The organism is Nisaea sediminum, from assembly GCF_014904705.1.
GTDB lineage: Bacteria > Pseudomonadota > Alphaproteobacteria > Thalassobaculales > Thalassobaculaceae > Nisaea > Nisaea sediminum.
The window spans coordinates 540647-553354 of sequence record NZ_JACZCQ010000003.1 but is presented as its reverse complement, the minus strand read 5'-3'; the positions used below and the strand labels follow the sequence as shown (position 1 = coordinate 553354).

Genomic DNA, 12708 nt, shown 5'->3' with positions numbered 1-12708 from the left:
GAGATGATCGACCATGTCTCCATCGCCGTCTCCAGCCTCGCTCGCAGCGCTGCGTTTTATGACCGGGTGCTGGCGCCGCTTGGCCTCGTTCGGCTTACCGAGAGGGAGCGGACGATCGGCTTCGGCAAGAAATATCCGGAGTTCTGGATGAACCTGCGCGAGGGCATGGCACCGGTGGAGGAGGGGACCGGCATCCATATCTGCCTCCGCGCGCCGTCGAAAGACGCTGTCGACGCGTTCCACGCTGCCGCGCTCGAGGGCGGCGGCCGCAGTGATGGCGCGCCGGGCGATCGGCAGGCAACGGTCACGGTCTATTACGGCGCCTTCATCCGTGATCCGGACGGCAACAAGATCGAGGCGGTGACCTTCCCGCGTTAGACCGTTTCCCGTTTCAGCGCCATCGAGAGGCAGCGCGGGCCGCCGCCGGCCTGGGTGAACATGGAGAGGTCCGGGTCGAGCACCGTGATGCCCTCGGCCCGCAGCGCCTCGTTCACGCGCTTCGCGCCCTTCGAGGAAATCACCCGGTCGTCCCCGAGCGACATGCAGTTGCACTGCAGCTGCATCGCCTCCTTGTAGGTGACCGCGACGGGCTGGATGCCGTGGCCCTTCACCCAGGCGACGAAATCATCCGGCAGCACGTCGAGGCACATCAGGGCGAGGCGCTCGTTCACCGTGGCGTAGAGCAGGTCGAGATGGAGGAAATGCTCGGCAAAGCGCTGCAGGCGGCATTCCCAGCCCTCGGCTTCGAGCCAGGACTGGAGCTGCTTTGCCGCGACCTCGGTGGTGCGCTGACCGGTATAGCCGACGACCGCGACGCCCGGCTTGATCAGATGGATATCGCCGCCCTCGATCGGCCCCGCCGTCGCCCAGTTCCAGACCGGAATGCCGAGCTTCTCGTAGAAGCGGTAGGTCGGGGCGATCTCGCCGCGGCGCTGCTGGCGGTACATCTGGCAGAGGAAGACGCCCCAGGGGGTCATGACCGACGGATCGCGGGTATAGATCTGGTAGCTCAGTGCCGGGTCCGTCTCGACGAAATGGCAGGTGACGCCGGCGCCCTCGTAGGCGTCAATAAACTCGCGGTAGCCGGTTTCCGCCGTCTTTCGGTCGAACGGCACTCCGTCGCGCAGGGTGGCGCGGACCACGGCATTCGCGGTCGTGTCCTCCTTGGCGATGTCGGACCACTGGAAATTGTCGGGACGGCAAAGATAGACGTCGCGCAAGACGCCGTATTCGGAGCCGACGGCGAAGGCATTCGAGCCAGAAGACATGAGGACGATCCGGAGCGAGTGGTCAGGTAAGGCCGGGCAGCTTAGCCTTCCGCCTCCTTCGCCAGCAAGTCGCGCAGCTCCGTCTTCAGGATCTTTCCGTAATTGTTCTTGGTCAGCGCCGTGACCACCCGGTAGGCCTTCGGCCGCTTGAAGCGGGCGATGTTGTCGAGACAGAGCCGGTCGAGCTCCGCCGTGTCGATTTCCTTTTCCGGATGCGGAACGACGAAGGCGACGACTTCCTCGCCCCAGTCGGCATGCGGGCGGCCGACCACGGCGCACTCGTAGACATAGGGATGGCGCAGCAGCACTTCCTCGATCTCGCGCGGATAGATGTTTGTGCCGCCGGAGATGATCATGTCTTTCGAGCGGTCCTTCAGGGTGACGTAGCCGTCTTCATCCATGGCGCCGAGATCGCCGGTCCAGAGCCAGCCGTTGCGGATCGCCGAGGCGGTCGCGTCCGGGTTGAGCCAGTAGCCGCCCATGACGATGTCGCCGCGGCAGATGATCTCCCCGGTCTCGCCGAACGGTACGTCCTTTCCGTCAGCATCGACGATGCGGACCTCCACGCCTGTGCGGGCAAAGCCGGCGGAGGCGAGGCGGGCGAGATAGCGCGGATGCTCCGTGTCGAGATAGGCGGATTTCGGCAACCCGGTGATGGTCATGGGCGCCTCGCCGAGACCGTAGATCTGCGTCAGCTTCGGACCGAGCCGGTCGAGCGCCTTCACCACGTCCTCCAGATACATCGGTCCGCCGCCATAGACGATGGTCTTCAGGTTCGAGAGGTCCGCGTCTTCGAGCCCCGGATGGTTAATCAGGCGGCTGACCATGGTCGGGGCGAAGAAGAAGCTCGCGCCCGGCCAGTGGGCGATCAGCTCCAGCGTCTCCTCGACATCGTAGCCGCCGCTTTCCGGCACGATGTTGTTGGCACCCCTGGCGACATGCGGCATCGCGTAGAGGCCGGAACCGTGGCTCAGCGGGGCGGCGTGGATCATGCAGTCGGCCGGCGCGATGGCGTCGACGTCGGCGAGATAGTTCGTGGTGGCGAACATCAGGCTGCGGTGGGTGATCATCGCGCCTTTCGGCCGTCCGGTGGTGCCGGAAGTGTAGAAGAGCCAGCAAAGTCCTTCCGGATCGACGCTCGCCGCCGGGATCGGTGCGGCGCGGAAGAGAGCTTCGAAATCCGGATCGCTGATGGCGATCAGATGTTCGAGGTCCGGCGCCTCGCGTTTCGCGTCCGCCAGCGTGCCGGCAAGATCCGGCGTCGCGAAACAGGCGCGCGCGCCGCTGTTGTAGAGGATGTAGGCGAATTCCTTCGGGTGCAGCTTGGCGTTGATCGGCACCGCCGCGAGGCCGGCGTGCCAGATCGCGTAGAGGATCTCGAGAAAGAGCGGGTGGTTCTTCATCGCCAGCGCGACGCGGTCGCCGGGGAGCAGATCGAGCTCGTTGCGGAGCGCGCCCGCGAGGCGGGCGACCCGCTCGCCGAGCTCGCGATAGGTCCGGCGCACCTGCTTGCCCTCGGAGATGGCCGGCCGATCCCCGTGAATGCGCGCGACTTGCGCCAGTATCGCGGCTTGGTTCATCCGCGTTCCCCTACCCTCGAATGCAGTCTTTTGCCGGATGCTACCAGCAGGAAAGTCGTGCTGACCAGTAGCTCCGGCGGCGCAGGCGCCGGGAGCGGCGAATTGGCACGGCATTTGCTGTGACTGAAATGTGAGTTCGGGAGTGAGTGAAACGCTGAACGGATCAGCTCTTTGAGGAGGCTATAATGCGTTACATTCCGAAACATGCAGACGATTACGGTGTGACCGGCCTGGACGAGGCGTTCGACGCGTCGTTCCTGTACAATGACAGCAGCGAAATGCTTGAGCTTCTCGGCGACGACTGGTCGCTGGAAGAGGACGACGTGCTCGAACTGGACATGGTTCTGGTCAATTGAACCCGGCCTATCCGGCTCTGGCGCGCAGCACCTCGCCGTAATAGCGCAGGACATCCTCGATCTCCTCGCGCCAGAGCTTCCATGTGTGGTTTCCGTCGGTCATCCGGAACTCGACCGGCACCCCGGCGCGTTTCAGCGCCAGATAGAGCGCGACATTGCCCTCGTAGAGGCCGAAACCGTCATCGTCGCCGACCGTGACGAAGATCGCGGGCCGCGCTTTGGCTGCCGCGAGCGACGGGATGTCGGCGAAAAAGTTTTCCCGGTTGAAGGCGGCGATGTCGAACGGCGTGCCGAAGGCTCCCTTGAAGAAACCGATCTGCTGCTCGGTGACGTCCTCCCGGCGCGCGAGATCTGGAAAGATCGCCGCGCTCAACGCGCCGGTCATGGCGAACGTTCCGGGATTGCGAAATGCCAGCCGCAAGGCGCCATAGCCGCCCATCGAAAGACCGGCGATGGCCCGGTCCGCGGCCGTCCCACCGATACTATGCCGGACTTCCACCTGGGGGATCAGATCCTTGAGGATCGCATCCTCGTAAGCACCGTGCGCCGGCGAATTGATATACCAGCTATTCCCGGCATCGGGCATGACGATGGCAAGAGGCGGGATGGCCTTTTCGGCGATGAGCCGGTCCGCCGTTTGCCGGATCTCGCCGAGGGTCTGCCAGTCCCGCTCGTTCCCGCCGAGACCGTGCAGCAAGTATAACGCGGGCAGAACTCCGGATCGCTGCTCCGGCAGATAGAGCGAATATTTCATCTCCCGGCCGAGCGCTGGGCTTTCCAGGGAAAGGCTTTCCTGCAGATCCGCTGCCGCGGCCGCCATGAGCGACAGATAGACGGCGCCGGTCGCGAGGAGAGTACGGAGCGTCATTCTGCCGGCGAAAGAGCCGAAGTCGCCACCGGGCGCGGGTGCTCCGTGCGGCCGGGTGCCGCGGCGACCCACGAGCGTTCGTTGATCGCCTTGCGCCACCACTCGGTCTTGATGGCTGTCACGAGATAGGCGAACAGCACGACGATTGAGAGCCCGGCGATATTGACCAGGGCCCAGGTCAGCTGGCTGCGGCCGAGTTGGTCGAGCACCATTCCGCCGAGCTGCGCCAGCCACATATTGAGCAGGAAGACGGGCAGGGCCTGCTGGCCGACGGTCAAGATCGGGTTGCAGGCCTTGTGCAGCAACAACTCTTCCCGGCCGCGCACGAGGTTGACCACGATATAGGCCAGCGCGAGGAAATGGATGAAGCGCAGAATCCCGTAATCCGTCTTTGCCTGCCACGGCAGGGTCGCCTCGCGCCACTCGGCAAGGAAGGGCAGGCTGTCCTGATAGCCGACGAAGAACCACCAGTGCGAGATCGGCGCGGCGGCCACGACGAAGACGACGCAGGCCGCCATCAGATAGCGGTTGAAGCCGGGCACTTTCAGCCAGCCGCGCGAGATCGAATAGCCGGTGAAGAAGACGAGCTGCCAGCCGAACGGATTGAAGAACCACTCGATGTGATCGTAATTCGGATGCGCCGGGAGTCCGCCGTCGAAGATCCAGTTCGCACAATAGACCGTGACCGAGAAACCCATCGCAAGCCAGGGATGGATATGCGCCAGCGCCATGAAGACCGGGATCATCAGCAGCGCGCCCATATACATCGGCATGATGTCGAAATAGTTGGGCACGTAGGTGAGGGTCAGCAGGCCGAGCAGCGCCTTTGGCGTTTCCTCGAAGAAGAACTCGAGGTTCAGGCGGTTGATGTAATCCGGTTCGGCGAACAGCGCATTGCCGGCAAGCATCAGTCCGACGATCAGGAAGAAGATCAGGATGTGCGACGTGTAGAGTTGCCAGATCCGGTAGAGCACACGCCCCGTACCGTGCCAGAAACCTGCGCGGATGAAGGTGCCGCCGAAGGCGATAGCGGCGGCGAAACCTGAGCAGAAGACGAACATTTCCGCGGCGTCCGAGAAGCCGAAGCGGGCCGGAATAAAGTTCGACCAATGGTTTCCTGGGACATGGGCGATGAAGATGATCAGCATTGCGATCCCGCGGAAGAAATCCAGCCTCGGATCGCGCTGCTTCAGCTTCTTTGCTGCTTGTTCTGCCATGGTCTTCGTATCCGGTCCCGGGGACCGTCCTCACACTCGCCGCTGTAATATATAGGGCGAGATAGCGCCGCAAGCGCGCCCGCATCCAGTCAATTCGCTATCGCGCCTTTGTGAAGCTTGTTTTGCTGACAGCGCCCGGTCTGCGCTCAATTTTCTATCGAGGAGCACGGTGGAGGGATCGAAATCCCGCCCTGCCGATATCAATTGATATTCCCGGGCCGAAGAGTAAATTCCCGGCCCGTCGAACTCGGGGCTTGGGGACAATGGACGCAGCTCACCTGATGGTTTCTGACGAACGCAACACGGCGCACCGGGGCTCGCCCCTGCGCGCGCGGCGCCTGATTTTCGCCGGTCTGGTGACCGGTACGATCTGTGCCCTCGTCGCGGCTCTTACCTATATTTTCTCCCGCAATGGGCTCACCTGGATAGAGATCGCGATGATTGCGGTCTTCACCCTCAATACGCCGTGGATGGTGATCGGGTTCTGGAACGCGATCATCGGGTTCGGCCTGCTGCATTTCCGCCGCGACTGGCTCCGCAAGGTCACAGGGCTGGCTGGTCTCGAGGACGTTCAGTCGCCGATCACGGCGCGCGTCGCCATCGTGATGCCGGTCTTCAACGAGGACCCGTCCCTGGTCATCCGCAATCTGCGGGCGGTGACTGACGGGCTGGACGCGACCAAACAGGCAGACAATTTCGACCTGTTCCTGCTGAGCGACACCAACAAGCTCGAGATCGCAGCCGAAGAGCAGGCCCTGTTCGAGAGCTGGCGCAACGGTAATGCGCGGCCGGACCGGCTACACTACCGGCGACGCGAGGAAAACACGCGCCAGAAGGTCGGCAATATCGAGGATTTCTGTGAGCGCTGGGGCGACGGTTTCGAGTACATGATCGTGCTCGACGCGGACAGCGTGATGTCCGGCGAGGCCATCCTCCGTATGGTTCGCCTGATGCAGCAGAACCCGAATGTCGGCATTCTGCAGACGCTCGTCACCGGCATGCCTGCGAGCAGCGCCTTCGCCCGGATGTTCCAGTTCGGCATGCGGCACGGCATGCGCTCCTACACCACCGGCAGCGCCTGGTGGCAGGGACCGGACGGACCTTACTGGGGCCATAACGCGATCCTGCGCCTCCCGGTCTTCCGTACCCAATGCCGCCTGCCGGCGCTGCCCGGTGAACGGCCGCTCGGCGGGGAGATCCTGAGCCACGACCAGGTCGAGGCGGTGTTCATGCGCCGCGCCGGATACGAGGTCCGCGTGCTGCCGCTGGAAGACGGCAGTTACGAGGAGAATCCGACCAACCTGCCGGATTTCCTGACACGGGACCTGCGCTGGTGCCAGGGTAACATGCAGTATGTGAAGCTCTTCCTGCATCCGTCGCTGATCCGCGGCGTGCGGCCGATGGGACGGATCCAGCTTCTGCTCGCGATCATGATGTATACCGGCGCGCCGCTCTGGTACGCCTTCATGGGGCTTGGTCTCGTCGACCTCGTTTTCGGACCGTTCGCTCCTATCAGTGTGCCGGAAGCCCACTTCCCGCCGGGTGTTCCCGGTTTTGGTTTCGCGCTTTTCGTCGCGGTGATGGTGATGACCTTCGCGCCGAAGATTCTGGGCGTGCTGGACGTCGCTCTGCGACGGAGCGCACGGCGGAGCTATGGCGGCATGGCGAAAATCCTCGCCGGCACGCTGGTCGAACTCGTTTTCTCGATGCTGGTCTCACCGGTTGCCGCGCTCGCGCAGACGATCTTCATCGGCGGGCTGTTCTTCGGAAAGCGGATCCGCTGGGATGCACAGGAACGTGACGATCGACGCGTCACTCTGGTCGAGGCGATGAGCGGGCTCTGGCCGCAGACCCTTCTCGGAGCGATCTTTCTCGCAACGCTCTGGACAGTGGCGCCTCAGGTTCTGCCATGGGCCACGCCGGTCATCGCCGGGCTGCTGCTCGCCGTGCCGGTCGCAACCGTCAGCGCGCTGCCGGGATTGGGACGGATCATGCTCCGGACCGGCCTTTGCGCCATTCCGGAGGAGCTCGAAGTCCCCGAAACGCTTCGTCGCGTCGCGGAGCCGACGGATCTCGCGAACACGGTGACTCTGGCTGTCATTCCGCCGGTCACCGAACTCCGTCCTCTGGCCGATCCGGAAACCGCCTGAGAGACGCGGCTCCGTCTTTTCCCCTCGCTCGCACTCGACTAGGGTGCTGCCGGTCTGAGGCAATGGCGGTCGGATGATGACGGAGCAGCGGGAGCGGGCGGTCTGGCAGGTGCTGGAAACCCGGGAGATTTACGAGAACCCGTGGATCGGCGTGACCGAGCATGACGTTCTAGATCCGAACGGCAACCCAGGACTCTACGGCGTTGTCCGCGTTCGCGGTCTGGCGGTCGGCATTCTGCCGGTCGATGCCGAAGGCATGACCTGGCTTGTCGGGCAACAGCGTTTCCCGAGGGACTATTACAGCTGGGAGCTGCCGGAAGGCGGCGGGACATTCGACGATCCCGAGGGCTCCGCCGAGCGCGAGCTGATCGAGGAGACCGGCCTCAAGGCGCGCAACTGGCAGGAACTGTTGCGCATGGATCTTTCGAACGCGATCACCGACGAGCAGGCCATAGGATTCCTTGCTTGGGATCTTGAGCAAGGCGCGGCCGCACCGGAGGACTGCGAGCGGCTTGAGGTCAGGCGCGTTCCGGTACGCGAGGCGGTCGAGATGGCGATGAGCGGCGAGATCGTCGACGCCTTCTCGCAGACCATGCTTCTGAAGGCGGATCTTCTGGCGCGGCGCGGGGCGTTACCGGCAGATCTCGCGCGGCACTTTATCTGAAGGTCCCCGTCAGGTCTGGGCCCACATCCGCATCAGGTTGAGGCGACCCTTCTCCAGCATCAGGACGGCCTTCTTGTCCACATTCGAGCTGGTCAGGATGGCCTGTGTCTCCGCCAGGTCGCCGATGATCTCGCGCTTCATCGGGTCGGGGATCATGCTTTCCATCCAGGTGACGATGGCGAGGCGGCGCCCTTTGGTAACCGGGTTTACCCGGTGCAGGTAATGGGTCGGATAGAGCACCGCATCGCCCGGATTCTCCTTGTAGACCATCTCGCCGAAATCGGTGCTGAGCACGAGATCCCCGCCCTCGTAGGCGTCCGGTTTGTTCAGGAAGATCGTCATCGAGAGGTCGGTGCGCATGCCGGGGTAGGGGCCCATCAGGGCGGCGTCGATATGTTCGCCATACTGGTTGCCGGTCATGTAGGAGGCGAAGATCGGCGAGAGGATGCGGCGCGGCATGCCCTTGATGGCGACCGTTTCGTTCGCCCGGATCGCGCCGAGCACCATTTCAGACATCTCGCGGTAATGCGGGCTGTTCGGTGGAACCTGCGTGTTCTTCTTGATGTCCTTGCCGAGCGGACCGCCGCTGGAGCTTCCGTCCACGAACTGGGCCGAGAACAGCTTCGCCGCAATCGCCTTGACCTGATCCTTGTTCAGTAGCTCGCGGATAACCGCCACCATGGTCCCGTCCCCCGGAAAGTCACGAAATTGGCCGCCATGGTAACAGGACCGTTTCCGATTGCGAGCCTTGATGTCGGGCGATTTGCCGCCACCTTTCAGGCAAGCGAAACAGAAGAGAGGAAAGCGGCAGATGGGTGCCTTGGTAGACGGAAAATGGGAAATTGGACAGGTCGGCTCGAGTGGCCGTAACGGGAAATTCGAGCGTAAGGATTCCACCTTCCGCGATTTTGTCGAGGACCGTCCGGGCGCACGCTTCGCGCCGGAGTCCGGCCGCTACCACCTCTATGTTTCCTATGCCTGTCCGTGGGCGCACCGGACGCTCATCGCGCGCAAACTAAAGGGACTTGAACCGCACATAGGTTTCTCCGTCGTCGATCCGCTGATGGGGGATGACGGCTGGGCGTTTGGCGACGATCCGGACGCAACGGATGACCCGATCAACGGCGCCCGCTTTCTGCGCGAGGTCTATACCGCTGCCGACCCCCGGTTCACCGGCAAGGTCACGGTGCCGGTGCTCTGGGACAAGCGCGAAGGCACAATCGTCTCCAACGAGTCGTCGGAAATTCTCCGCATGTTCAACGCGGCCTTCAACGGCCTCGAGGGCGTCGATGCCTCTCTGGATCTTTATCCGGAACCGCTCCGTCAGGAGATCGACGCGGTGAACGAGCGCATTTACCGGGACATCAACAACGGCGTCTACCGGTCCGGATTTGCCGGCACGCAGGAGGCCTACGAGGAGGCCTTCGATGCAGTTTTTTCCCGTCTCGACGAAATGGAAGAGCGGCTCGGCCGCAACAGATACCTGGTCGGAGACCGCATTACCGAGGCGGACTGGCGGTTCTTCGTCACGCTGATCCGGTTCGATGCCGTCTATCTGACCCACTTCATGTGCAACCGGAAGCGGATCGAGGATTATCATAATCTTTCCAATTATTTGCGTGAGCTCTATCAGGTGCCCGGTGTGGTTGATACGGTGAATGTCCGGCATATCAAGGAGCATTACTTCCGGAGCCACGAGAGCCTGAATCCGAAGGGGATCGTGCCGAAAGGGCCGGAGCTGGATTTCGACAGGCCGCATGACCGGCATCTTTTGCTGGCGGCCTGACGGGAAACCGGCACGGTCCTTGCTTTGATATCTCCGACAAAGCCGGCGAAGGGCCGGTGCTTATCTCGGAGGAGCAGAACATGTCCTTGTCGTCGGCATTGAAAGCAGGTCTTGGCGCGCGCCTGAAGGATCTTTCCGGAACCGGTGCCGGTGCGGACTGGGATCCTTACCCCGAGGAAGCGCGCGGCAAGGCTGAGGCCGAGGCCAAGGTCCCGTCCAAGGCTGCCGCGAAGACCGGCGCGGTCCAGCCGCTGCGGGCGGATCGCCAGAACGCAATGGCGCCGGTCGCGAAAACGCCGCGCCCTGCCAACGCGAACAGCGAAGAGCCGTCCGCTCCGGCACCCAAAGCGCCGCGCGCGCGTCGGGAGTCCGGCGCCCCGTGGCTTCAGGGCAAGGCGGCGGGGCTGCGGGTCAATCCGCAGCAATATGCACGCGAACTCGACCGCTACATGACCGAGCAGAACCGCCAGCTGACGCAGGAAACGGTTATGGAGGTCGGTGCTGGCGAGCTGGAAGGCGTGGCCCAGATGGCCGCGAAGGCTCGGGGACGCTATTTTGCCAGGCTGCTCGATGCCGGTGCCCCGCGCCACGGTTTCCTGCAGGAGGCCGAGATCGCCGAGCTCCGCTTCTATCGCGAGATGTACGAGGAAATGACCCAGGGTTTCGAAGCGATGCGCGATGCCATTGAAGCCGGCGACATCAGCGTGACCGGTATGAAGAAGCGGTAAGTTTCGAAAAAAACCGAATCATCTCGGCAAGTCTGGATTATTTGCCTAAATTAATTAGGCCAATTTGCTGACCACCGGAAGACTTGCAACCGGCGCAGCGGATAATCTGTGCGCAAGGGGGGCGCATGCGCCTGGAGATCAGGGAACACACGGACGACAAATATGTCGAAGCCGTGTGCAGGGGCTTTGTCGATCGCAAGGGCCTGATGGAGGCGATCGCCGACCTGCGCAGGGTCGAAGGTTATGTCGACGGTCTGAACGCTCTCTGGGATTTCCGGGAGGCTGATCTTTCCGGTTTCGCGGCCGATGATATGAAGGCCGTGCTCGCATACATGGAACAGACGCCGCGGCGAAAGGATGTACAGATCGCCATTCTGGTTGCGGGAGCGGCGGATCTCCTGCTCCTGAAGTTATGGCAGGTGGTCTCGAACCGGCGTTACGGCCAGACGACGAAGCTTTTCACCGATCGCGAAGACGCGCACCGATGGCTGAGCGGTCCGGGGTAACGCAGGTTCCGACCGCGTGGTGGTCTTTCCGCAGCCGCGACATTAGAATATCTGCCTTGAACGTTATTCGAGCTGGGTGACATGGACTTTGAGGTGCGTCGCGGATTCGAGCGGCCGTTTATCGAAATTCGGATCGCAGGGCCACTCAGCATCGCGAGCTCCCAGGACCGTATCGGACGCCTCATCGAGGATGAGCATTACCAGCAGGGAATGCATCTTCTGTTCGATTTGCGGCAGGCCGAGCTCTCTTCGCTCGATCTGAATTTCATGCAATCGCTGAAAGAATCAACCTCGCGCCTGTCGGAGCAGGATGCGGCATCCCTCGCCCCGGAGGCGCGGAGGGTTGTCTTCCTTGTCGCAAGCGAAGCCGATGAGTTGATCATGAAGCTCTACAAGGAAATGCTCGAGATCTCGCCGACATCTCCTGACCATGATCGCCGCATCTTCCGGCGCTACGATCCGGCTGCCGCATGGGTCGGCGGAAAAGCCGTCCCGGAGACCCGGCAGTTTCGCGGCTGCGAGCAGGGTAACTGAGCCGGCTCAGCTTTTCGCCGGCAGACAAAAAATAGGGCCGCATCTGCGGCCCTAGTGGGGGGGGGCGCCGGGCGGCGCGGGGAAAATCAGTGAACCGTCGCGGGAGACGGGCCGTTCAATGCCAGATAGAGTTCCGCTGCGTCCCTATGGGCGTCATGGACGCTACGCTTGAAGCAATGGGCCTGGTCGAGGTCGAACAGTGGCTGGCCTTCGTCGAGAAGCTCAAGCAGGCAGGTATATCCAATATCGGTCAGGCTCTCGTATTCCTCGTCCGTGAGGGACGGGTTGAGAGCGAGAAACTGGTCCGCGAAGGCTTCGGCGAAACGGTTCAGGGCGCGTCGGCGCAGGCGCCAGGACTGTCCCTGAAGGTGCAGAGCCCATTCTCCAACGGCATCGACGATGACTTCCGGAAGCTGGTCGAGCAGGGAAAACTCGGGTGCCCCGAAATTCTGGTTCGCGGCATCGGAAACGCTGTTTCCGAGGCTTGCCCTACCGTGGCCGCGATTGAAGCGACCCGCGGGAACCATCCATTCCTGGCGCCCGTGGGCGCTGTCGGAAGAGTGTGCGGGCCAGGTTCGGAAATCGATATCAGCCATTTAATTGCTCCAGGTCTCGGATGCTGTGTTCGTTGTCGGAAGCAACGGAGCAATTCCGGGGCCAAGTGCGTTGAAGATGGATAATATGTTGAAAATAAATAATAAAATATCATCCTGCGTGATCGGGCAGGAGATTTCTGCCGCCCTTGGGGGGGCGGAACTTGCCGGTCAGATCCGGCCGGTAGGCAAGAAAAAAGGGCCGCTTTTCAGCGGCCCGAGTTAAGGGAGGAAACGCCCAAGAAGTAAACAATACGGCTGGGCAGTCCGTATTGCAGTGCACAATATATGTCGCATTTTTTCGCGGTGCAACCCATTCCTCCAAGCAAATTGATTTCGAATGCGCACGAGCCGCTTTCCATCGGGGAATGTGTGGAATTTGCAACTATTGCAAAAGATTTAAGCCAATTATCGATGTAATTGAGCCCATTGCAACAATGGGGCGAACGGTTTGACGG

Annotated in this window: 14 protein-coding genes; 8 read left to right on the top strand and 6 right to left on the bottom strand. The window is 62.3% G+C overall.

The features are described from left to right. The first annotated feature begins 3 nt into the window (after window positions 1–3). Window positions 4–378 (top strand): VOC family protein, encoded by a 375-nt coding sequence (locus IG122_RS07740; protein ID WP_193182155.1) that lies wholly within the window; start codon window positions 4–6, stop codon window positions 376–378. Here IG122_RS07740 and IG122_RS07735 read toward each other — a convergent pair. Continuing rightward, window positions 375–1268, bottom strand: coding sequence for a dimethylarginine dimethylaminohydrolase family protein (locus tag IG122_RS07735; RefSeq protein ID WP_193182153.1), 894 nt, complete (start codon window positions 1266–1268; stop codon window positions 375–377). The genes IG122_RS07740 and IG122_RS07735 overlap by 4 nt on opposite strands. Window positions 1269–1309: 41 nt before the next feature. Further along, window positions 1310–2848 carry an acyl-CoA synthetase gene (locus IG122_RS07730; RefSeq protein ID WP_193182152.1) on the bottom strand — a complete coding sequence of 513 codons (1539 nt, stop codon included), beginning with the start codon at window positions 2846–2848 and terminating at the stop codon, window positions 1310–1312. Window positions 2849–3033: 185 nt separating this feature from the next. Here IG122_RS07730 and IG122_RS07725 point away from each other — a divergent pair, with 185 nt between their 5' ends. Continuing rightward, window positions 3034–3204: a hypothetical protein gene (locus IG122_RS07725; RefSeq protein ID WP_193182150.1), complete on the top strand. Its 171-nt coding sequence runs from the start codon at window positions 3034–3036 to the stop codon at window positions 3202–3204. 7 nt (window positions 3205–3211) lie between these two features. Here the strand turns inward: IG122_RS07725 and IG122_RS07720 are convergent, their stop codons facing one another. Further along, on the bottom strand, window positions 3212–4072 hold the full coding sequence (locus IG122_RS07720) for an alpha/beta hydrolase (protein ID WP_193182148.1): 861 nt from the start codon (window positions 4070–4072) through the stop codon (window positions 3212–3214). After that, window positions 4069–5289, bottom strand: coding sequence for an OpgC family protein (locus IG122_RS07715; protein ID WP_193182146.1), 1221 nt, complete (start codon window positions 5287–5289; stop codon window positions 4069–4071). The genes IG122_RS07720 and IG122_RS07715 overlap by 4 nt, the downstream gene beginning before the upstream one ends. Before the next feature lie 263 nt (window positions 5290–5552). Between IG122_RS07715 and mdoH the strand changes: the two genes are divergently transcribed. Together mdoH and IG122_RS07705 are read left to right on the top strand one after the other, a co-directional pair. Further along, complete coding sequence (gene mdoH / locus IG122_RS07710; RefSeq protein ID WP_193182144.1) at window positions 5553–7439, top strand: glucans biosynthesis glucosyltransferase MdoH; 1887 nt, start codon at window positions 5553–5555, stop codon at window positions 7437–7439. A gap of 76 nt (window positions 7440–7515) precedes the next feature. Continuing rightward, the gene (locus IG122_RS07705) at window positions 7516–8103 is read left to right on the top strand and encodes an NUDIX domain-containing protein (RefSeq protein WP_193182141.1); all 588 of its coding nucleotides are present in this window, start codon (window positions 7516–7518) and stop codon (window positions 8101–8103) included. 9 nt (window positions 8104–8112) lie between these two features. Here the strand turns inward: IG122_RS07705 and IG122_RS07700 are convergent, their stop codons facing one another. Next, on the bottom strand, window positions 8113–8784 hold the full coding sequence (locus IG122_RS07700; protein WP_193182139.1) for a Fe2+-dependent dioxygenase: 672 nt from the start codon (window positions 8782–8784) through the stop codon (window positions 8113–8115). Window positions 8785–8914: 130 nt separating this feature from the next. On the opposite strand from IG122_RS07700, the gene IG122_RS07695 reads away from it, so the two are divergent. The 4 genes from IG122_RS07695 (at window position 8915) to IG122_RS07680 (ending at window position 11657) form a co-directional block, all read left to right on the top strand. Beyond that, window positions 8915–9889 (top strand): glutathione S-transferase family protein, encoded by a 975-nt coding sequence (locus IG122_RS07695; protein ID WP_193182137.1) that lies wholly within the window; start codon window positions 8915–8917, stop codon window positions 9887–9889. An 80-nt stretch (window positions 9890–9969) separates the two neighbouring features. Beyond that, on the top strand, window positions 9970–10617 hold the full coding sequence (locus IG122_RS07690; RefSeq protein WP_193182135.1) for a hypothetical protein: 648 nt from the start codon (window positions 9970–9972) through the stop codon (window positions 10615–10617). A 125-nt stretch (window positions 10618–10742) separates the two neighbouring features. Further along, window positions 10743–11123 (top strand): hypothetical protein, encoded by a 381-nt coding sequence (locus IG122_RS07685; RefSeq protein ID WP_193182133.1) that lies wholly within the window; start codon window positions 10743–10745, stop codon window positions 11121–11123. A gap of 81 nt (window positions 11124–11204) precedes the next feature. Continuing rightward, the gene (locus IG122_RS07680; protein ID WP_193182131.1) at window positions 11205–11657 is read left to right on the top strand and encodes a hypothetical protein; all 453 of its coding nucleotides are present in this window, start codon (window positions 11205–11207) and stop codon (window positions 11655–11657) included. Window positions 11658–11743: 86 nt separating this feature from the next. Here the strand turns inward: IG122_RS07680 and IG122_RS07675 are convergent, their stop codons facing one another. After that, window positions 11744–12253 carry a hypothetical protein gene (locus IG122_RS07675; RefSeq protein ID WP_193182129.1) on the bottom strand — a complete coding sequence of 170 codons (510 nt, stop codon included), beginning with the start codon at window positions 12251–12253 and terminating at the stop codon, window positions 11744–11746. Between the last annotated feature and the right edge of the window lie 455 nt (window positions 12254–12708).